We start from the raw sequence: 21,312 nt of genomic DNA on the forward strand, positions 1-21,312 counted from the left end.
TACTCACCCGTTCGCCACTAATCCACCCGAAGGCTTCATCGTTCGACTTGCATGTGTTAAGCACGCCGCCAGCGTTCGTCCTGAGCCAGGATCAAACTCTCCAACAATGTCAAATTTGATCGAGGCAAATACTTGCTCTCAAAGGAACCCCAAAACGAGGTTCAAAAACAATAAGCTCTACTGGCTTAGTTCACTAGCACACTGTTGAGTTCTCAAGCAACACACCCCAGATCGCACCGCACGCGGCCTTATCCGAAGCAGTCATTTCTTGGCTTTTGTCCGGAGCACACTCTGACACCTGCTCGAAACTGCCGTTTCAGCGGGGGTAGAGTTACCTCTCCGGTTCGGGACCACCCACTCTACCACCATCCGGTGGGAGCTTGGTTCGTGTTCCCGGCGGCCGCTCGGTTTCCCTGGCGACGAAGAGAACATTACACGGCCCGAAACCGGCGTTTACAGGGGGGTCCCTTTCTTCGCGCCGAGGCTCTGACCTGCATCGATCGGGCTCTCCCCCGGAACAGGCTCGCCATGGGTGGCGACCACCGTCAGCACGACGAGGGCGGCGGCGAGCCCGGCGGTGATGTGGATGGGCGCGGGCGTGAACGACGCGGCGAGCACGAGCACCGCGGTCACCGGGAAGCCGATCGCGATCGGGCGGCATTCGTTGGTGGGCCCGATGTGCATGAGCCAGACGCTCAGCAGGTAGATCGCGACGGGCACGGTCGTCGCCATGGCGGCGGGCAGGGCAGCGACGTGCCCGGTATGGGTGTCGTAGTCGACGGCGACTTCGAGGCCGGCCCCGAGCGCGGCCGCCGAGGCGAAGATCAGGTAGTGCCCATAACCCCAGCTCGCGACGGTGAACAGGTTGTTCGCCTTCTCGAGCCGGACGTGCCCCGGTTGGTCGAAGTACAGCCACCACAGGGAGAAGACCAGCACGAGACCCGCGGCGGCAAGCGAGATCAGACTGCCGGCGTGCTCGCCTTTGTCCAGCCCTTCCTTGATCGCGGTGGTCGCGCCGAGGATGGATTCACCCAGCACGATGATCGTGAAGAGGCCGTAGCGCTCGGCGATGTGGTGCGGGTGCCAGCCCGTCCAGCGCTTGCGTTCGGCGATCACCGGGACCGCGAGCTCGGCCACCAGGAGCAGGAAGAACGACGGCAGCGCCAGCGACTCCGGCAGGCCGAGGCGGACGATCCAGAGGATCTGGACGATCGTGATGCCGATGGCATACCGCAACGCGGCCGGGCGGCACTGCGGATCGGTTCGTGCGGCGCGCAGCCATTGCACGACCATCGCCAGCCGCATCAGGACGTAGCCGATCACCATGATCGTGAAGTCGCCCTCGAACGCCGACGAGACATCGGCGGCGACGGTCAGCCCGCCCGCGATCTGGACCAGCGTCACCAGCCGGTACGGGACGTCGTCGGTGTCGAACGACGACGCGAACCAGCTGAAGTTCAGCCAGCCCCACCAGATCGCGAAGAACACCATCCCGAAGCTGAGCACCCCGTGCCCGATGTGGTTCTCGGCGATCGCGTGGTGCAGACCGGCGGCGGCCTGCGCGACGGCGACCACGAAACACAGATCGAACAACAGCTCCAGCGGAGTCGCGACCCGATGCCCTTCACCGGAATCGCGCATCTTCATCGGCCGGTACCAGACCCGCAGCCGACTCCGCCGGACAGAACTCTCCGCCATCAGTGCTCCTCGCCATGTCGATCTGCGGAGATCTTCGCAGCCGAAAGCGGTTCACACACTCGGAGAACGCGCGGCGGGTGGGTCCGGGCCGGGTGCACCTCCCCAGGCGACCCCCGCACGAACCCACCCGCGCGAATGCCTCACCGGTACTCGGCTCGCCAGTGGTGTTGAGCCGGCCGCCGCCGAACGGTCCCCCGCGGACGCCGACGGCTGTCCACCGGTTCGTGACCGCGGGTGTCCATTCCTGAGAACTCCGGACTCGCCACGATCGCTCCCGCCGATCGATCCATCCCCGATCGATCGACAGAAATACCACTGTCGGTAGCCAAAGCACAGCGGTGAAGGCTCCGTTAGGTGTACCCGGTTGCTCTGAGTAGCACCAGGGGATGACAGCTTCAGTCACTCGGATGGAGCATCCGATCTTGCCGAACGTAGTCATCGGCCCGTGCGGAAGACTCAGCCGCGTCAACTGTCGGCGGCAGCCCGCTCGGCTTCCTCCCGCTCGGTGAGCAAACGCCGCTTCCGGCGGGCACGAAGTTCGATCACCGCGAGTAGAAGCGCCGAACTCGTCAGGACGGCGGCGCACAGCATCGCCGCGGTCAGCGCCCACGGGTAGCCGCCGTTCGCGCCGAGTACCGCGTGGAAGACCGAGGCCAGCACGACCGTGCCGATCGCGGTGCCGATCCGCTGTCCGGTCTGCAACGCTCCCCCGGCCACACCGGCCATCGACGTCGGGACGCATTCCAGGGTCAACGTGGTGTTGGGCGAGATGACCATTCCGCCACCGACACCCGCGACGAGCAACGGCAGCGCGAACCACCACCCCGCCGCGGCGCCGGGATCCTGACCGGCGAGCACGGCGACCGTGACCATCCCGGCGATCACCATCACCAGCCCGGTGACGGTGAGCTTGCGGCCCCATTTCGGCACCAGCCGTCCCGCGATCGCCGCCGACACGGCCGAGCCGAGGGCGAAGGAGGTGACGGCGAGCCCGGATTGCAGTGGCGTGTAGCCGAGGCCTTGCTGGAAGAAGATGGCGAAGACCAGCCACATCCCGGTGAACCCGCTGAAGTACAGCGCGCCGACGGCCGCGCCCGTCGCGTACCCCGGGGTTCCGGTGAACAGGCGGGTGTCCAGCAGCGGCGGACGGCCGCGCCGCACCATCGAACGTTCCCAGCGCACGAAGGCGAAACCGAAGACCACCGCGACGAGGAACAGCCACCACAGGCTGCTGAGCCCGCCCTGTTCGGATTCGATCAGCGGAAGCAGGACACCGAGCACGGCGACACCCAGCAGCATGATGCCGACGAAGTCGATCTCACCTCGCAGGCTTCTCGCCGGTGTCTCCGGTTTCGGCAGCCATCTCAGGGCCAGCGCGAACGCGAGGATCCCGATGGGCACGTTCACGTAGAAGACCCAGCGCCAGCCTTCCGGGTCACCGAAGACGGCCAGGATCACGCCGCCGAGCACCGGCCCGACCGCGGTCGAAATCCCCACGGTGGCGCCGAACATGCCGAACGCGCGGCCTCGTTCCGCACCGCGGAACAGGTCCTGGATCATCCCGCTGTTCTGCGGCGTCATCATGCCCGAGGCGAATCCCTGCAGGAGCCGCGCGATGATCAGCGTCGTCTCGTTCGGTGCCGCGCCGGCGAACGCGCTGGTCAGCACGAACGCGGCGAGCGCGAACAGGAACATGCGACGGCGGCCGAGCGCGTCACCGAGCCTGCCACCGGTCACCAGCACCAACCCGAAAGCCAGCGCGTAACCCGAAACCACCCATTGGATCCCGCCGCTCGACGCGCCGAGGTCCTTCTGGATCGAGGGCAGCGCCGTGTTGACGATGCTGACGTCGAGCAGCCCCATGAACCCGGCGGCGAGGGAGACGGCGAGCGCCTTCCAGCGCCGGGGGTCCGGTTCGTAGGCGCTCATCAGGTGCTGGCGGCGATCCCGGGGATGCCCTTGAGCTCACCGATCAGCATCGACGTCACCTTGACCGGATAGTCGTAGAGCGCGAAGACCGTCTGGTTCTTGCCGACCAGCTTGAGGTGCACCGGCGTCTCGCCCTTGTGCGCCAGCAGGGTCTGCTTCAGTTCGCTGACCACCGACTGGTCGATCTTCTCCGCCGCGGCCAGCAGGACCAGCGGCAGATCGTCGTCGCCGTTGCCGACCTCGGACAGGTCGAGCGGCACCAGCCCGCCGCCGAAGATGGACATCTTGTCCTCGCGCCAGTTCACCCGGCCCTTGACCAGCACCGCGTTGTCCTCGATGAGGTCGGCGGAGAACATCGCGTAGGACTTCGGGAAGTACAGCACCTCGAGCGAGGCGTCCATGTCCTCGATGGTGCAGATCGCCCAGGGCTCGCCCTTCTTGTTGACCCGGCGTTCCAGCGAGGTGATCAGCCCGGAGACGACCAGCTCGCCTTCCTTCGGCGGGTCGGCGAGGATCGCGGCGATCGGCCGCGGCGCGTGTTTGCGAAGGATGCGCTCGGCGCCGTCCAGCGGATGCGCCGAGACGTACAGACCGAGCATCTCCCGTTCGTAGGCAAGGAGTTGCTTACGCGGGTACTCCTCTTCGCCGAACTTCAGATGCGCGAGCGGCGACGAGGACACCGCGTCCCCGGCGTCGTCGTCCCCGCCGAAGCCGAAGAGGTCGAACTGGCCCATCGCCTCCTGGCGCTTGAGCGGGACCACGGCCTCCACCGCGTCCTCGTGCACCTGGATCATCGAGAGCCGTGTGTTGCCGAGCGAGTCGAACCCGCCCGCCTTGATCAGCGATTCGATGACCCGCTTGTTGCAGGCCACCAGCTCGGACTTGTCGAGGAAATCGGTGAAGGAGGAGTACTTCCCCTTCTCCTCGCGGGTCTTGATGATCGACTCGACGACGTTCGCGCCGACGTTGCGGACGGCACCCATGCCGAAGCGGATGTCCTCCCCGACGGCCGCGAACCTCAGCGCCGACTCGTTGACGTCCGGCGGGAGCACCTTGATCCCGAGGCGGCGGCATTCCGAGAGGTAGACCGCGGACTTGTCCTTGTTGTCACCGACCGAGGTGAGCAGCGCGGCCATGTACTCCGGCGTGAAGTTCGCCTTGAGGTACGCGGTCCAGTACGAGATCAGGCCGTACGCGGCCGCGTGACTCTTGTTGAACGCGTAGCCGGCGAACGGGAGGATCGTGTCCCAGAGCGCCTTGATCGCTTCGGACGAGAAACCGCCGGGGAGAAGTTCGCTCGCCTTCATCCCCTCTTCGAAGCCGACGAACTCCTTCTCGAGGACTTCCTGCTTCTTCTTGCCCATCGCGCGGCGGAGGACGTCCGCGCGGCCCATCGAATACCCGGCCACTTTCTGGCCGATGTGCATGATCTGCTCCTGATAGACGATCAGGCCGTAGGTGTCGGCCAGGATCTCCTTCAGGGGCTCTTCGAGCTCGGGGTGGATCGGCTTGACCTTTTGCCGCGCGTTCTTGCGGTCGGCGTAGTCGTTGTGCGCGTTCATGCCCATCGGGCCGGGGCGGTACAGCGCACCCACCGCCACGATGTCGTCGAACACCGTCGGCTGCATCCGGCGCAGCAGGTCACGCATCGGCCCGCCGTCCAGCTGGAACACGCCGAGCGTGTCACCGCGGGAGAGCAGCTTGTACGTCTCCGGATCTTCGACGCCGAGAGTGTCAAGGTCGATGTCGATCCCGCGGTTGGTCTTGATGTTGTCGATCGCGTCACCGATGACCGTGAGGTTCCGCAGGCCGAGGAAGTCCATCTTCAGCAGGCCGATGGCCTCGCACGACGGGTAGTCCCAGCCGGTGATGATCGAACCGTCGTCGCGCTGCCACAGCGGGATGGCGTCGGTCAGCGGGTCACAGGACATGATGACCGCGCAGGCGTGGACGCCGGCGTTGCGGATCAGGCCTTCGAGACCACGCGCGGTCTCGAAGATCGTCTTGCACTCCTCGTCGGTCTCGACGAGCGCGCGGACTTCGGCCGCTTCGCCGTAGCGCTCGTGCTTCGAGTCGACGATGCCCGAGAGCGGGATGTCCTTCGCCATGATCGGCGGCGGGAGGGCCTTCGAAATCCGGTCCGCGATCGCGTACCCCGGCTGGCCGAAGTGGACGCGCGCGGAGTCCTTGATGGCCGCCTTGGTCTTGATGGTGCCGAAGGTGATGACCTGCGCGACCTTGTCGACGCCGTACTTGTCGGTGGCGTAGCGGATCATCTCGCCGCGGCGGCGGTCGTCGAAGTCGATGTCGATATCGGGCATCGAGACGCGCTCGGGGTTCAGGAACCGTTCGAACAGCAGCTTCTGCGGGATCGGGTCCAGGTTGGTGATACCGAGGACGTACGCGACCAGCGAGCCGGCGGCGGAACCACGGCCGGGGCCGACGCGGATGCCGACCTTACGGGCGTAGTTGATGAGGTCGGCCACGATGAGGAAGTAGGCGGGGAAGCCCTTCCCGATGATGACGTCGAGCTCGATCTCGATGCGCTCGTTGTAGTACTCGTCCGGGACGCCGTCCGGGTAGCGCCACTTGAGACCGCGCGCGACCTCTTCCCGCAGCCAGCTGCCCTGGTCGTAGCCCTCGGGGACCTCGAAGAAGGGCAGCCGGTCCTTGTGCGTGTACACGTCCTTGTAGGACTCGACGCGCTCGGCGATCAGCAGCGTCGAGTCGGCGGCGCCGGGGACCTCCTTGTCCCAGTACTCCCGCATGTCGGCGGCCGACTTCAGGTAGTAGCCGTCGCCGTCGAACTTGAACCGGTTCGGGTCGTTCAGCGTCTTGCCCGCCTGCACGCACAGCAGCGCGGAGTGGGTGTCGGCCTGATCCTTGGTGACGTAGTGCGAGTCGTTGGTGGCCAGCGGCTTGAGGTCGAGCAGCTTGCCGACCTCGAGCAGGCCTTCACGGACCGAGCGTTCGATCGGCAGCCCGTGGTCCATCAGCTCGAGGAAGAAGTTCTCGGCGCCGAAGATGTCCTTGTAGTCCGAAGCGGCCTGGATCGCTTCGGTGCGCTGCCCCAGCCGAAGCCGCGTCTGCACCTCGCCCGAGGGGCAGCCGGTGGTCGCGATGATGCCGTGGTGGTTCTCCGCGATCAGCTCGCGGTCCATCCGGGGCTTGCGGTAGTAGCCCTGCATGCTCGCGAGCGAGGAGAGCTTGAACAGGTTGCGCAGACCGGTGGAGTTCTCGGCGAGCATCGTCATGTGGGTGTAGGCACCACCACCGGAGACGTCACCGCCCTCACCGAACTCGTCGGCGCCACGCTGGTTCGACTGACCCCAGAAGACCGGCTTCTTGTGGAACCGGCTCTCCGGCGCGACGTAGGCCTCGATGCCGATGATCGGCTTGAGGTCGTGTTTGACCGCCTGCTGGTAGAACTCGTCCGCGCCGTACATGTTGCCGTGATCGGTCATCCCGACCGCGGGCATGCCCAGGCGCGCCGCCTCCTTGAACAAAGGGGCGATCTTCGCCGCACCGTCGAGCATCGAGTACTCGGTGTGCACATGCAGGTGGACGAAGGAATCGTTCGACACCAGCGAAAACCTCCCCTAGGCAGACGGATCCCTGGCTGCTTGACGCGGGCCGGTCCTCCCACCTTATGCGCCGAGGTTCGACGGCGCCCGGGCGGGATGGCACCCCGGCGAGGGTCAGTCTCCACCTCCGTCCGGCCGCCGCCAAGCACCGACGCGGCGCGGTTCGGGATGACCTCGGTTACCCCCGAACGGGGCGCCGGATCAGCTCAGCCGGGCCAGCCGCTCGTCGACCACCTCCTTGTCGAACCACTCCGGATCGAACCCATGACCGCCGAGCTCTTCGAGCAGTGCCTCGTTGTCTTCACCGTCCGGATCGCGCAGGGCTTCCAGCAACATCTCGTAGCTCCGCTCGTCCTCGCATTCCGCCGGAGGCGCGGCGCGTTCGCCGTCGAGGCAGCTCGGTGCCCGGGGAATGGCGACCAGCCGCTCGACGCGTATCCAGTGCTTCCAGTACTCGACCTCGTAGACGAGCCTGTGGCCGGGCGATGTGATGACCTGGCCGAGTGTCACTTCGTCGTCCAGACGGTCGCCCTCACCACTCTGGGCGTCGACGCTGAAGCCGCCGTACGCGGTTTCGAACCGGTGATGCCGCCGCTCGTCGTGGTCGAACGCGGCCGCGAGGATCCGGTGCAGTCCGGCGAGGGTGACGTCGGAACGGACTTCGAGCCGTCGCCAGATGGCATCGTCCGGTGCGGACAGGGCGACCGCCAACCGGAATCCGGTGACCGGCGCGGGCGGGGGCAGAACGAGAGGCAGCGGATCGGCCGACGGTATGCGAGGCAGCGGTTCGTAGTCGGGAAGACCGAGCCACCGGCGCAACTGAGCCGCACGCTCGGGCAGATCGGGCCTCGGATCGGTCCCCAGCTCCAGGAGCTCGGGAACCCTCTCCCGGATCCAGGCGTCGCCGTCCGCCTTGGCGATCAAAGCCGTTTCGACCTGGCTCCGGAACTCCTCGGGGGTCAGCGGGGCCTCGGTCACCTCGAAGCCGTTGCGCAGGACCGCCAGTGCGTCCTCGGGTTCGGGGTGGAGCTCGATCACGTCGACTCCGCGTTCGTTGACCACCACCTCGACACCCACCGAGCGCTTGCCCGCGGTGAGCGTGGCGGCCAGGACGATCAGGTCCTGATCCACCTGGCCCTGGACGACACAGCCCGAAAGCTCGATCGGCCCGTGGAGCAGCTTCGGCCAGCGCTCCACCCTCGCCACGTCCAGAGGCGGACGTGGGCGATTGGAGTTTCGGTTCTTCGGTCGTTTGGCGGGCTTGCGGCCGCGGCTGACGGGGGACACGGGATCAGTATCACCAGCGGCACCGACAGTTTCGGCGGCGTGCGCGGCCATGATCGGAAAATGGTTGCCGACCTGAGCGTGGATGGGCAGACTGGCCAGCCGCCAAGATCACCTGACCGCCCGGAGAGCTGATGATCGACCTGCAGGCCATGAACGAACACGTGATCGCGGAGTTCCGCGCGAACGGCCGTCACGGCGATGGCCTCCCGACCCTGCTGCTCACCACCACCGGCGCCCGCACCGGACGGCGGCACGTGACGCCGATGCTGTTCCTGGCCGACGACGACCGCTATGTCGTCTTCGCCGCCAACGGGGGTGCTTCCGCGCATCCGGACTGGTACCGCAACTTGGTCGCGGAGCCGTCTGTCGACGTCGAGGCGGACGGAGAGGCCTTCACCGCTCACGCGATCGAGGTCACCGGAGCGGCTCGGGACCGTCTGTTCGCGAAGCAGGCGAAGGCGTTCCCGCGGTTGGCCGAGCACCAGGCGAAGACCAGCAGGCCGTTCCCGGTGATCGCGCTCCACCGCGTCTGAAGCGTCGCGGCGGCCTTGGTCGCATGCCAGTACGTGAAGGCCCCCTTCCCTCAGCTCAGCCGAGGGAAGGGCCTTCACGCGCAATCGCTGTGACTGCTGGTGCGTGAGGGGCGCACGTGGCGATCGTGGAGTCCGTGAAGGACTCCTTGAGGGACTCTGGGTCCCTCAAGGAGTCCTTCACGGCACAGCGCCCGAAGTGCGCCCCGACCTTGTGACACTGGCCACTCGCGGTCGGGAATCCGGTGTCCTCATGGGACTCCATGCCTGCGAAGGTGCCCTGTACGGGTTCCTCTTACCCCGCCCAAGCGCACCTCGCAGGCTGAATCGAGGCGCTCGGCTGAACGCTTGACAAAGCGTTGGGCCGACCGCACGATCTCGACTCATGAACCTGTCTGACAGCCAGACAGCCGGACACGGTGGTCCACGACGCGTCAGCGCGATGGAGGCCGTCCTGGCCCACCTCCGCGGCGCCATCGAACGCGGCGAGTATCCCGTCGGCGAGAAACTGCCGTCGGAATCAGCGCTCGGCAAGGAGTTCGAGGTCAGCCGTTCGGTCGTCCGCGAAGCGTTGCGGGGACTGCAGGCACTCGGGCTCACCGTGTCCAAAACGGGCAAAGGGACCTTCGTGACCGCCACCGGGCCGGTCGAGAACCCCACCTTCGGGACCTACTCGGCCCGTGACCTGTTCGAGGTCCGGCGGCACGTCGAGATCCCCGTCGCCGGTTACGCGGCCTTGCGCCGCAGCACCGACGATCTGGACCTCCTCGGTCACCTCGTCGAGCGGATGGACGTCGAAACCGACAACACCGCGTGGGTGGCGCTGGACTCCCTGTTCCACATCACCATCGCCCAGGCCTCGGGCAATCCGGTGTTCGGCAAGGTCATCGAAGAGATCCGGGACGCACTGGCCCGCCAGTCGTCCTTTCTCAACCAATTGGGGGACCGTCGGACCCGCTCGAACACCGAGCACCGTGAGATCGTCACCGCCATCGCCGCCGGCTCCGAAGCCGACGCCGTCGCGGCGATGACCTCCCATCTCGAACACGTCGAGGACGCGCTCACCACCATCGTGCGGCCGGGCCACACGACGCAGCAGAACAAGGACGACTGACATCGTGACCGAACAGACCCTCAGCGCGGACGACAGCAAATCCGCGCCGGTACCCGCCGACGCCGGTGACGCCGGCTACGACAAGGCGCTGAAACCCCGCCACGTCAACATGATCGCGATCGGTGGCGCCATCGGCACCGGCCTGTTCCTCGGCGCGGGCGGCAGACTCGCGCAGGCGGGCCCCGCACTCGCGATCGTGTACGCGGTCTGCGGCCTTTTCGCGTTCTTCGTGGTGCGCTCGCTCGGCGAACTCATCCTTTACCGCCCCTCCTCCGGCGCCTTCGTCTCCTACGCCCGGGAATTCATGGGTGAGAAAGGCGCTTTCGTCGCGGGCTGGATGCACTTCCTGAACTGGTCGACGACCGGTATCGCGGATATCACCGCGATCGCGCTGTACGCGCATTTCTGGTCGTTCTTCACCCCGATCCCGCAGTGGGTGCTGGCGCTCATCGCGCTGGCGGTGGTGCTGGCGCTGAACATGGTTTCGGTGAAACTGTTCGGCGAGATGGAGTTCTGGTTCGCCATCATCAAGGTCGCCGCACTGGTGACCTTCATGGGGATCGGGATCTTCCTGCTGGTCACGCAGCAGCCGATCGACGGCACCACGCCGGGCTTCTCGCTGATCTCCGACAACGGCGGGATCTTCCCCGCGGGCCTGCTGCCGATGGTGCTGATCGTCCAGGGTGTCGTGTTCGCCTACGCCTCGGTCGAACTGGTCGGCGTCGCCGCCGGTGAGACGGAGAACCCGCGCAAGATCATGCCGAAGGCGATCAACTCGATCATGTGGCGGATCGGGATCTTCTACGTCGGCTCGGTCGTCCTGCTGGCGATGCTGATGCCGTGGGACTCCTACTCGAAGAACGAGAGCCCGTTCGTCACCGTGCTCTCGCATATCGGGGTGCCGCAGGCGGGCAACGTCATGAACCTGGTGGTGCTGACGGCGGCCCTGTCCAGCCTCAACTCGGGTCTCTACTCCACCGGCCGCATCCTGCGGTCGATGTCGCTGGCCGGCTCCGCGCCGAAGTTCACCGGTGTGATGAACAAGAACCACGTGCCCTACGGCGGGATCCTGCTCACCTCCGCGGTCTGCGTGGTCGGTGTCGGCTTGAACGCCGTCGTGCCGAGCCAGGCCTTCGAGATCGTGCTGAACTTCGCCGCCATCGGCATCCTCGGCACCTGGGCGATCATCGTGCTGTCCCATTTGCTGTTCGTCCGCAAGGCCAAGCGCGGCGAGGTCGAGCGTCCGTCGTACCGCCTGCCGTTCTCGCCCTACACCGAGATCGCGACGCTGATCTTCCTCGTCGCCGTCGTGGTGCTGATGGGCTTCGACGAGGTCGGCCGGATCACCCTGTACTGCCTTCCGGTCATCGGGCTCGCGCTGGTGGCGGGCTGGTTCGGGGTCCGCAAGCGGATCAACATGGACGTCTTCGAGAAGACGAAGCTGTGATCCCGGAGATCCGCGTCCTCGCGCACGAACCGCTGGTGCACCTCCTCCGCGACGGAATGGTCGAGGGGGTGCACCACGGTTCGGCCGTGGTACTCGCTCCCGACGGCCGCGTGCTGTTCTCCGCGGGCGACATCGAAGCGGCCTTCTATCCACGTTCGGCGGCGAAACCCTTGCAGGCCACGGCGATGGCGCGGCTCGGGGTCGACCTGAGTCCCGCCGGGTTCGCCGTCGCGGCGGCCAGCCACTCGGGTGAGGAGATCCACCTGGCCGAGGTGCGCAGGACGCTCGACGGCGCCGGGCTCACCACGGAAGACCTGCGGACGCCGGAGGACCTGCCGTTCGACCCGGTCGAGCGCGACGCGTGGGTCGCTTCGGGGCGGACGGCTTCGCGGGTGGCGCACAACTGTTCCGGCAAGCACGCCGCCATGCTCGCGACCTGCCGCCTGCACGGCTGGTCCACAAAGGACTACCTGGATGCGGGCCATCCGCTGCAGCGCGCGATCGCGGAGTGCGTCGAAGATCTGACCGGGCAGCGGATCCCGAAGGTGGCCGTCGACGGTTGCGGCGCTCCCCTGTTCGCGGTCTCGCTCCGCGGGCTCGCCCGCGCGGTCGGCAAAATCGCCGTGTCGGCACCAGGAACACCGGAAGGCCTTGTCGCCGAAGGGATCCGGAAGCATCCGGAACTGGTCGCCGGCACGCGTCGCGACGTCACCGCGCTCATGCGCGCGGTGCCCGGCCTGATCGCCAAGGACGGTTTCGAGGCCGTCCAGGTCGCCGCTCTGCCGGACGGGACGGCGATCGCCATCAAGATCGCCGACGGTGGCGACCGCGCGCGGCGACCGGTGCTCGCCGCCACGCTCGCGTTGTGCGGTGTCGATCCGAACGTGCTGGAACCCACCCCCGGCCTGCGCGTGACCGGCGCGCTGGCCGAACTCGACCTCGCCGCCTGAGGAGCCTTCGATGCACCGCGTGGAACACGATCTGCTGGGGGACAAGGAAGTCCCGGCCGACGCCTATTGGGGTGTGCACACCGCGCGCGCCAGGGAGAACTTCCCCATCACCGGCACCGCGATCTCCACGTACCCGCATCTGATCGAGGCACTCGCCTCGGTCAAGGAGGCCGCGGCCAGCGCCAACGCCGATCTGGGGTTGCTGGAGCCGGACGTCGCCGACGCGATCCGCCGGGCGTGCCGCGAGATCCGCGAAGGCGCGCTGCACGACCAGTTCGTCGTCGACGTCATCCAGGGCGGCGCGGGCACCTCGACGAACATGAACGCCAACGAGGTGATCGCGAACCGCGCGCTCGAACTGCTCGGGCACGAGAAGGGTGATTACGCCCGCGTGCACCCGAACGAGCACGTGAACCTCGGGCAGTCGACCAACGACGCGTACCCGACCGCGGTCAACGTCGCGACGATCATCGCCGTCCGCGAGCTGGCCGAGGCGATGGTGGTGCTGGAGCAGGCTTTCGCGGCCAAGGCCGTCGAATTCCGCGACCTGCTGAAGATGGGCCGCACACAGTTGCAGGACGCCGTCCCGATGACACTGGGGCAGGAATTCGGCACCTACGCGGTCATGCTCGGCGAAGACCGGCTTCGGCTCACCGAGGCGGTGGCGCTGCTGCACGAGATCAACCTCGGCGCCACCGCGATCGGTACCGGCCTCAACGCCGCGCCCGGGTACGCCGAAGCCGCCGTCGCGCGTCTGCGCGAGATCACCGGCCTGCCCGTCGTTTCCGCGGCGGACCTTATCGAAGCGACACAGGACTGCGGCGCGTTCGTGCACCTTTCCGGTGTGCTCAAGCGGATCGCGGTGAAACTCTCCAAGAGCTGCAACGATCTGCGGCTGCTTTCGTCCGGGCCGCGGGCAGGGCTCAACGAGATCAACCTGCCACCGGTGCAGGCCGGGTCGTCGATCATGCCCGGCAAGATCAACCCGGTGATCCCCGAGGTGGTCAACCAGGTCGCGTTCGAGGTCATCGGCAACGACGTCGCCGTCACGATGGCGGCCGAGGCAGGCCAGTTGCAGCTCAACGCGTTCGAGCCGCTGATCCTGCACTCGCTCTCGGAGAGCATCACGCATCTGCGGTCGGCGTGCCTCGTGCTGGCGGAGCGGTGCGTCTCCGGAATCACCGCGAACGCGGACGTGATGCGCGGCTACGTCGAGAATTCGATCGGGCTGGTGACCGCGCTGAACCCGAGGATCGGGTACGCGGCCGCGACCGAGATCGCCAAGGAGGCGCTCCGGACCGGGCGCGGGGTGGCGGAACTCGTGGTCGAGAAGGGTCTGCTGCCCGCGGAGGAGCTGGCGAAGCTGCTGAAGCCGGAGACGCTCGCCCGGCTTACCTGAGACCCGCGGGGCGGTACCGGGCGGTCCGCCTCGCGCCATGAAAGCGTCCTTCATTGCGGATTTCGCAATGAAGGACGCTTTCACTGCAGGCGGGTGCGGAGCCACGCGAGTACGGTCGTAAGCGGAAGGTGATCCTCCGCACGAAAGGCGGCCAGCGTGCTCGACCGACTTCTCGACCGGTACCTCGGGCTTCCGCCCGCCGAAGGCCCCGCCCCGTCGGTGACCAAAGGGATCCCCGTCCCGATGCCCGACGGTGTCCGGCTGCTGGCGGATCGCTACGCCACCCCGGGCGACGAGCCGCGGCCGGTGGTGTTGGTCCGCACGCCGTACGGCCGCAAGGGCGTGATGGGCAAGGTCTTCGGCGAGACGTTCGCCCGGCAGGGGTTGCAGGTGGTCATCCAGAGCACACGCGGGACCTTCGGTTCCGGCGGCGAGTTCCGGCCGTTCCACCTGGAGAAAGAGGACGGCCTCGCCACCGTCGCGTGGTTGCGCGAGCAGCCATGGTGTAACGGCCGGGTCGCGATGGCGGGGGCGAGCTACCTCGGCCACACGCAGTGGGCCGTCGCGCCGTACCTCGACGAGCCGCTCGAAGCGTTGTGTCTCGGCATCACCGCTTCGGAGTTCGTGTCGACCTTCTATCCCGGCGGGATCCTCGCGGTCGACAACATGGTTTCGTGGTCGGCGCTGATCGGCCGACAGGAGGGCCGGTTCGCCGGTCTGCCGAATCCCTGGCAGACGAAGAAGACCCGGCGGGCCATGGCGCATCTGCCGGTTTCCAGCGCCGATATCGCGGCCATCGGCAAGCAGGTGCGGTTCCTGCAGGACGTCTCCGAGCACGCCGAACCCGGCGACGACTTCTGGGCACCGTCGGATCACAGCGCCGAGGTCGCCTCGCTGACGACCCCGGTGTCCATGGTGACCGGCTGGTACGACCTGTTCGTCTCCGCCCAGCTGCGCGACTTCAAGGAACTCGCCGCGGCCGGACGCGCACCGCGGATCACCATCGGCCCGTGGGCGCACGGTGAACCCGCCAGTCTCAAGACTTTGATCACCGACCAGATCGGCTTCCTCTCCGCCCACCTCCTCGGCGACCGAGCGCCGCTGAGGCAGTCACCCGTGCGCCTGTATCTCCAGGGCTCCGGGCGGTGGCTCGACTTCGAAAGCTGGCCGCCGGAGTCCGACGCCACCCCGTACTTCCTGCGCCCCGGCAGGCTTTCCGCCGATGAGCCGGTGGAGTCGAAACCGGGCAGGTTCACCTTCGACCCGGCCGATCCGACGCCGTCCGTCGGCGGCCCCCTGCTGTCGGGCGTGCAGAAACAACAGGACAACAGGGTCGTCGAGGCGCGGCCGGACGTACTGCTCTTCACCGGTGACATGCTGAAGCGGGATCTCGACGTCATCGGCGAGATCTCCGCGCTGGTGCACGTCCGGACCGATCTCGGGCACGGCGACGTTTTCGTCCGGCTGTGCGATGTGGACCGCCGCGGTGTCTCGCGCAACGTCACCGACGGAATCCTCCGCCTGCGGCCCGGCCAGCCGGAGTCCGATGTGGACGGTGTGGTCGCCGCCGAGATCCTGCTCGACCCGACGGCGTACCGGTTCCGGCGCGGGCACCGCCTGCGGGTGCAGGTCGCGGGAGGCGCGTTCCCGCGCTTCGCCCGCAACCACGGCACCGGTGAGGCGGTGTACAGCGCGGTGGACGGGAAACCCGCGCGGTTCGAGATCTTCCACGACCCCGCGCACCCGTCCCGGATCACACTGCCGGTGTTCGGCGGTGAGTGATGGGGATACTCGAGGGGGGTAAGGGCGGAGGTGGTGTGTTGCGAAAGCCACTTTCGCAACGTTGAAGGTTGCGAAAGTGGCTTTCGCAACACCACCCGTCGCGGGAGCGCTGAGCCGAAGGGACCTTCCCCGCGTGCGATGCGGCGAAAGCCCACTCACCCCAGCCATTCACGAGGCATGGATCGGGGCCCCTCCAGGTGAGTCAGGCCTGGAAGGGCCCCGACCGGAAGCGGGGAGCCCGGAGGGCGGTACCCGGCGGAGCCCGAATCACCGTCGGTCCCGGTACCTCCCGGCGTCCCCAAGGGGTGGCGGTGGGTGCGGAGGCCCGGCGACCCACCGCCACCTGAGGGGACCGCGGCCGCCGCGCGCGGCCCCGGCCCGTTCGCGATCCCGGGTCACCCGGCGGGAACGCGAGCCCAGGGCATCCTCTCCGGCGCGGGAACGGCCTCGGTCGGCGTCTCGGACAGGAAGTCCCGCTCGAACGGGGCCAGGATGTCCTCCCCGATCGGCGTTTCCGCCAACGAAGAAGCCACGGGAGCGGGGAACACCGGCTCGGGCACCGGCAGCCGCCGGTCGAGTTCGGCGGTCCAGTGGATCATCGCCTTCGGCCGGTCCCAGCCCGCCGCGCCGATCAGCCTGCCGTCGCGGACGAAACCGGTGACCCCGTCGGAGAGTTCGATCGTGTCCTTGCCCAGTGACGGCATCCCGACGGTCTGCAGCCGCGCGTCGTACAGGGACGACCAGGCGCGGGGGAGCGGCGTGTACGGCCGTGCGTTGTCGCGGCCCAGCATCAGGCTTTCCGCCGCGGCGCGCCCGGATTCGACGCCGTTCATCCAGTGCTCGACCCGTCGCGGGGTCTCGTCTATCCGCAGGTTCGGCCATTTCGCGACGTCACCGGCGACCACGACGTCCTCCGCCCCGACGGCGAAGAGGGTCGATTCGCACAGCACGCCGTCGTCGATGGTCAGCTCCGAGCCGCGCAGCCAGTCCACGGCCGGCACGCTGCCGATCGAGAGCACCACGCAGCTGGCCACCAGGAACTGGTTGTTGGTCAGGTGCAGCCCGACCGTCTCCTTGGTGCTGATCCAGTTCCGCACCTCGGTGTTCATCGCCAGCTTGGCGCGATGGTGCTGGTGTTCCTTGGTGAGCGCAGACGCGATCCGCTCCCCGAAGCGGTGCAACGGCGCTTTCGCGTGGCCGATGAGCGTCACATCCCGGCCCATGTACCGCATCGACGCGGCGAACTCGTTCCCAATCAGGCCGCTGCCGATCACCACGACGGATTTGTTGCTGTTCCCCAGGGCCCGCCGGACGGCCAGTGAATCCTCCACGGTGCGCAGCACACGGACCCGGGGGTCGTGACGCGGTGATCCGGGAAGGTGGCGGGGGTGGACGCCGGTCGCGATGATCAACCCGTCGTACCAAAGGGATTCGCCGCCGGGCAGGTGGACGGTGCGCTCCTTGCTGTCGAGCCAGGTCGCGCGGGTGCCCAGCCGCCAGTGGACGTCCAGGTCGACGTACGGCTCCAGGCTCGCGGCCACCGGTTTCACCCCGCCGGTGATGAGCTCCTTCGACACCATCGGCCGGTGGTACGGCTTCCGCGGCTCGTCGCCGACCAGCACGATCTCGCCGTCGAAACCGAGTTCCCGCAACCGTTCCGCGGAGCGGAGGCCGGCGACGCCAGCGCCGACGATGACGATCCGATCTCCGTCACTCATCGTCGTACGCTCCTTCTCCCTTGACTCTGATGGCTTGTTTCGGGCAGAGCCGGGCGGCGGAAATGGCCTGGTCCAGCCCGTCCCGGTCGACCATCCGGCGGATGCGGAGCTTGCCGTCCGGTCCGATCTTGAACGTGGACGGCGCCTCCATCTCGCAAAAGCCGAAGATCTCGCACCGCTCGTTGTCAACGCTGACGCGGGTGCCGCGCCGGATGCTTCCGAAGATCATTGTTCATTCTCCAAGTCGTCAGACCAGCTCTTCGACCAGGCCCAGCCGTTCCAGGTAGCGGGTCGGCGTGAACCGCAGCGCGGTCAGCAGTACCGCGGGGACCAGCAGCGTGATCCCGCCGAACCACAGCAGACCCAGATGCCCGTTGGCCATGGCACCGAAGAACGCGTGCAGCGCGGTGATCGCGACCGCCGGATAGCCGAGCCGGTGGATCCACAGAAAGCGCCGGTAGGAGCTGAACCGGCTGATCCCGCCGGTCAACGCGACCGCGATCATCACCTCGAGCCCGATGACGCCGAGCTCGTGCCGCGCCAGGGTGCCCGGCAGGAGCGGGATCGTGACCTGCGCGAGGGTGAAACCGTCGGGCAGGAACACGAACGACATCGCGTGCACGACGCCGAACGACAACGTCAGGATGCCGAGCACCATATGCGAGCTGCGCAGTGCCTTCCGCCCGGTCAGCGACTTGATCCAGCCGGTCGCGGTGAACACGCCCCAGCACAGGGTGAGGCACATGAAGCCGTACGAGATCCGGGCTGAGGTCTGCGCCATGCCCTTGATGCCGGCGTCGGTGTCCGATTTCTGGGTCAGCACGATCACCACCTCGGACCACTGGTCATACATTGATCTCTCCTGGGGCACTGGGAACCGGATCCGGTTCGGCGGCGGCCGCGCGGTCGCGGGTCCGCGTGTTCTTGCTGCGCAGGGCCCGCACGGCCGCGAACAGTCCGCCGCCGAGCACCACCGCGAGCAGCAGGCCGAGCGCGAGGTCGCCGAAGCCGACGTCCATCGCGGCGTTGGCCGAATTCGACTGCGGCACCGGGGCTTCCGGCATCAGGGACTGGTCGACGACGCCGGTGCTCTCCAGCAGGGTCATATGCCGCAGCACCGCCTGGTTGGCCGTGGTGGCGTAGTCGCGGACGACGTCGTTGCGGGTACCGGCCCTGACCTGCGCGATGACGGGGAACAGGATCCCGTGCGCGTACCGGAGCCGGTTCGCGAAGACGCGGTCGAACTCGCTGTCGTCGCGGGCGGCCTTCATCTCGCCGAGCCACGCGGACTGCTGGTCGGAGGGCTCGGACGGCAGGGCGATGCCGAACCGGTCGGCGATGGCGTGCGTCGCGGTGTCGAGCCTGCCGTGGTCGATCATCAACGTCCGGCCGACTTCGCGGGTCCGCTGGCTCTTCCCGCGTTCCTGCGCCCACATCCCGGCGGGCATTTCCCACAGTCCGGCCAGTTTGACGTTGACGATCAGGTTCTTGTCCGCCGCGGAGAGCTCCTGGGCATGCGCTTCGCCGACCGGGCCGAGCAGGCTCACCACGGCCGCGATCAGCAGGACGAGCAGTGGGCGGACGGGTCTGGGGAGGTCAGATGCCGAGGTCATCGGCCTGCCAGGTGTCCGCGGTGAGCAGCACTTTCGTGCCGTCCGGTTTGGCGGGGAACCACGCGCCGTCGACGCCTTGCCCGCCGGTGTTGCCGGGCATCGCGTCGTCGGCGTTGCGGTAGAGCGGCCAGCCGGCGAGCGTGAGCTGCTCGGTGCCGTCGTCCCTGGTCACGGTGCCGACGAGGGCACGATCGATGCCGGTGACCACGAGCTCACCGCCCGCCTTGGCGGGAATCCAGGTTCGCGCGCAGGTTTCGGTGCAATTCGACTTCGGCGGATCCACCGTGTCCCCGTCGTAGCGGTAAAGCGTGAAACCTCCTGTGTCGGTGACGATCGGCCCGAGGTCGAACAGGATCGCCGCCGTGACACCGGGGGAGGGTTCGGCCGAGGGGTCGGGCATTCCGGGGATTTGCGCCGCTCCGGCGGCGGGAGCCGCGCCCGGAGAGCCGGCCGGTCCCGCGGTACCGGTGGTACAGGCCGCGGTCAGCGCGACCGCGGCCAACGTGAGGGTAAGAGGTATGACCGAGCGTGACACGGGGTTCACGGAAATCCTCCTGTCGGGGCCAGAGGAGAACGCCATCACCGCGGGGAGATGGTGCGCAGGCAGGTTTAGGTCCACTATGGACAGTCATGATCCACAGTGGATTCGGCGGTGCGGGGGACAGCGCCGGGTCGGGGTCTTCGGTAGGGGATACGGTCACGAGCGGGAAACGGTTCAAAAAACTTTCCCGTGCTCGGCGAACCGGGCCGGAACGGTTTTGGTACTGGACTTATCGCCCCTGAGCCCACAAAGATGTGCCGCGTGGGACGCCACTCTCGGATACTGCAGCCAATAGTCGATCATGAACCCGCGTCGAACGGGCATGACGACCTCATCAGGGCGTTGTACCAGGAGTTCGGATCCAGCCTGATGGCGTTCGTGCTGAAGCTGACCGGCCACGATCGCCAGTGGGCCGAAGACGTGGTCCAGGAGACGCTCATCAAAGCGTGGCGCAACGCCGGCAAACTCGACCGGCAGCCGGAAATGCTGCGCGCCTGGCTGTTCACCGTGGCCAGGCGCATCGTCATCGACGGCTGGCGGAGCCGGAGCGCCCGCCCTCAAGAGGTGGAGGAACTGGAGTCGGATTCGATCGGAGTGCCGGACGAATCGGAGAAGACGCTCGCGGCCATGATCGTTTACGAGGCCCTGCGCAATCTTTCCCCGGAACAACGTGAGGCCGTTCAGCAGACCTATCTTCGTGACCGCACCGTGAACGAGGTCGCGGCGACGCTCGGGGTCCCGCCGGGTACGGTGAAATCGCGGATCCACCACGCCGTGCGCGCGTTGCGCAGGGCGTTGCAGGAGCGGGGGTGAGCGAGGTGTCCGGAGCGGTCCACACGGACATCGCCGCCTACGTGCTCGGCGTCCTCGGCGAAGAGGACCACGCCAGGTTCGAAGCACATCTGCTGGAGTGCCCCGAGTGTCAGGTCGAACTGGTGGAGATGTACCACCTGCCCGACATTCTCGACATGGTCAAGAAGAGCTGGCCGGACCCGCCCGTGAAGGGGCCGGGACCGCGAGTGCTGCGGATGCTGCTCGCGGACGCGGCCAAGGCGGGCCGTCGCCGCAAGGTCGTCCGGCTCGCGACGGCGGCCGCCGTGCTCGTGCTCGTCGTCGGCGGGCCGCTCGCCGTCCTCTCGCTCACCGACCGTGAGCCGGTCATAACGCAAGCCGCGCCCATGGTCGTCACCTCGGTGGTGCCGCCTCCGTCGTCGTCGCGGGAACGCGAGACGGGCCCGGACGGCGGCGCCGCCCCGTTCGGCTGGTCCGAGGCGGGCAACGCGGTCGCCGCCGAGGTCACGGTGCAGGAGAAGGAGTGGGGCAGCGCGGTCGAACTCGAACTGCGCGGTCTCGTCGGCCCGATGACCTGCCAGCTTTTCGCCTACTCCCACGGCGGAGAGGCCTACGTCGTCAACAACTGGAGCGTGCCCGGCAAGGGGTACGGCGTGCCCGGTTCCCCGGCACCGCTCGTCATCACCGGTTCGACGGCCTTGCAGAAGGCCGACATCGAACGCTTTGAGGTGCTCAAGCGGGACGGCACCGTGCTGGCCACCGTGCGCCGGTAGTCATATAACGAAAAGATAACGGCCGGATCGCGTTTTGAACCGATCCTCGGCTGGAGCCGTATTCCCCAGTAGCCGGATCTGAATCGGCGGGCGAACAAAAGGGTTCGCCGCGAATGCGGTAATCGGCGTATTCGACAAATGCGTGGCTCATGCCC

17 protein-coding genes and 1 rRNA gene are annotated in these 21,312 nt (G+C 67.4%); 8 read left to right on the forward strand and 10 right to left on the reverse strand.

Features of this window, described 5'->3' with window-relative positions:
- The 5 genes from ACLJQ7_RS17215 to ACLJQ7_RS17235 form a co-directional block, all read right to left on the reverse strand.
- Positions 1-107: ribosomal RNA gene (locus tag ACLJQ7_RS17215) — 16S ribosomal RNA — on the reverse strand; the annotation flags it as partial.
- A 346-nt stretch (positions 108-453) separates the two neighbouring features.
- Positions 454-1,698 (reverse strand): low temperature requirement protein A, encoded by a 1,245-nt coding sequence (locus tag ACLJQ7_RS17220; protein WP_410649221.1) that lies wholly within the window; start codon positions 1,696-1,698, stop codon positions 454-456.
- 465 nt (positions 1,699-2,163) lie between these two features.
- Positions 2,164-3,627, reverse strand: coding sequence for an MFS transporter (locus ACLJQ7_RS17225; RefSeq protein ID WP_410649222.1), 1,464 nt, complete (start codon positions 3,625-3,627; stop codon positions 2,164-2,166).
- Positions 3,627-7,211, reverse strand: coding sequence for a DNA polymerase III subunit alpha (gene dnaE / locus ACLJQ7_RS17230; RefSeq protein ID WP_410649223.1), 3,585 nt, complete (start codon positions 7,209-7,211; stop codon positions 3,627-3,629). Before dnaE ends, ACLJQ7_RS17225 begins: the two co-directional genes overlap by 1 nt.
- Positions 7,212-7,412: 201 nt before the next feature.
- On the reverse strand, positions 7,413-8,417 hold the full coding sequence (locus tag ACLJQ7_RS17235) for a plasmid pRiA4b ORF-3 family protein (protein WP_410649224.1): 1,005 nt from the start codon (positions 8,415-8,417) through the stop codon (positions 7,413-7,415).
- 212 nt (positions 8,418-8,629) lie between these two features.
- Here ACLJQ7_RS17235 and ACLJQ7_RS17240 point away from each other — a divergent pair, with 212 nt between their 5' ends.
- The 6 genes from ACLJQ7_RS17240 (at position 8,630) to ACLJQ7_RS17265 (ending at position 15,720) form a co-directional block, all read left to right on the forward strand.
- Positions 8,630-9,031, forward strand: coding sequence for a nitroreductase/quinone reductase family protein (locus ACLJQ7_RS17240; protein ID WP_410649225.1), 402 nt, complete (start codon positions 8,630-8,632; stop codon positions 9,029-9,031).
- Positions 9,032-9,470: 439 nt separating this feature from the next.
- On the forward strand, positions 9,471-10,142 hold the full coding sequence (locus ACLJQ7_RS17245) for a FadR/GntR family transcriptional regulator (protein ID WP_410649794.1): 672 nt from the start codon (positions 9,471-9,473) through the stop codon (positions 10,140-10,142).
- Positions 10,143-10,146: 4 nt separating this feature from the next.
- Positions 10,147-11,589, forward strand: a complete 1,443-nt coding sequence (locus ACLJQ7_RS17250; protein ID WP_410649226.1) for an amino acid permease — start codon at positions 10,147-10,149, stop codon at positions 11,587-11,589.
- Positions 11,586-12,539, forward strand: coding sequence for an asparaginase (locus ACLJQ7_RS17255; RefSeq protein WP_410649227.1), 954 nt, complete (start codon positions 11,586-11,588; stop codon positions 12,537-12,539). Before ACLJQ7_RS17250 ends, ACLJQ7_RS17255 begins: the two co-directional genes overlap by 4 nt.
- A gap of 10 nt (positions 12,540-12,549) precedes the next feature.
- Positions 12,550-13,938, forward strand: coding sequence for an aspartate ammonia-lyase (gene aspA, locus ACLJQ7_RS17260; RefSeq protein WP_410649228.1), 1,389 nt, complete (start codon positions 12,550-12,552; stop codon positions 13,936-13,938).
- Positions 13,939-14,094: 156 nt separating this feature from the next.
- Positions 14,095-15,720 carry a CocE/NonD family hydrolase gene (locus tag ACLJQ7_RS17265; RefSeq protein WP_410649229.1) on the forward strand — a complete coding sequence of 542 codons (1,626 nt, stop codon included), beginning with the start codon at positions 14,095-14,097 and terminating at the stop codon, positions 15,718-15,720.
- A gap of 395 nt (positions 15,721-16,115) precedes the next feature.
- Here the strand turns inward: ACLJQ7_RS17265 and ACLJQ7_RS17270 are convergent, their stop codons facing one another.
- Genes ACLJQ7_RS17270 through ACLJQ7_RS17290 form a run of 5 tightly spaced genes read right to left on the reverse strand, consistent with a single transcriptional unit; the run spans position 16,116 to position 19,595 of the window.
- Positions 16,116-17,438 carry an NAD(P)/FAD-dependent oxidoreductase gene (locus ACLJQ7_RS17270; RefSeq protein WP_410649230.1) on the reverse strand — a complete coding sequence of 441 codons (1,323 nt, stop codon included), beginning with the start codon at positions 17,436-17,438 and terminating at the stop codon, positions 16,116-16,118.
- Complete coding sequence (locus ACLJQ7_RS17275; protein ID WP_007033644.1) at positions 17,431-17,667, reverse strand: ferredoxin; 237 nt, start codon at positions 17,665-17,667, stop codon at positions 17,431-17,433. Before ACLJQ7_RS17275 ends, ACLJQ7_RS17270 begins: the two co-directional genes overlap by 8 nt.
- Before the next feature lie 18 nt (positions 17,668-17,685).
- Positions 17,686-18,291, reverse strand: a complete 606-nt coding sequence (locus tag ACLJQ7_RS17280; protein ID WP_410649231.1) for a ferric reductase-like transmembrane domain-containing protein — start codon at positions 18,289-18,291, stop codon at positions 17,686-17,688.
- Positions 18,284-19,051: a DUF4142 domain-containing protein gene (locus ACLJQ7_RS17285; protein ID WP_410649232.1), complete on the reverse strand. Its 768-nt coding sequence runs from the start codon at positions 19,049-19,051 to the stop codon at positions 18,284-18,286. Before ACLJQ7_RS17285 ends, ACLJQ7_RS17280 begins: the two co-directional genes overlap by 8 nt.
- A complete protein-coding gene (locus ACLJQ7_RS17290; protein ID WP_410649233.1) occupies positions 19,035-19,595 on the reverse strand; it encodes a hypothetical protein in 561 nt (186 codons plus the stop codon). Before ACLJQ7_RS17290 ends, ACLJQ7_RS17285 begins: the two co-directional genes overlap by 17 nt.
- A 258-nt stretch (positions 19,596-19,853) precedes the next feature.
- Between ACLJQ7_RS17290 and ACLJQ7_RS17295 the strand changes: the two genes are divergently transcribed.
- Both ACLJQ7_RS17295 and ACLJQ7_RS17300 read left to right on the forward strand, forming a co-directional pair.
- Complete coding sequence (locus ACLJQ7_RS17295) at positions 19,854-20,405, forward strand: sigma-70 family RNA polymerase sigma factor (protein ID WP_034317190.1); 552 nt, start codon at positions 19,854-19,856, stop codon at positions 20,403-20,405.
- Complete coding sequence (locus ACLJQ7_RS17300) at positions 20,402-21,157, forward strand: anti-sigma factor family protein (RefSeq protein ID WP_410649234.1); 756 nt, start codon at positions 20,402-20,404, stop codon at positions 21,155-21,157. Before ACLJQ7_RS17295 ends, ACLJQ7_RS17300 begins: the two co-directional genes overlap by 4 nt.
- The last annotated feature ends 155 nt before the right edge of the window (positions 21,158-21,312 follow it).

This window comes from Amycolatopsis sp. cmx-4-54 (genome assembly GCF_046548895.1).
Lineage (GTDB): Bacteria > Actinomycetota > Actinomycetes > Mycobacteriales > Pseudonocardiaceae > Amycolatopsis.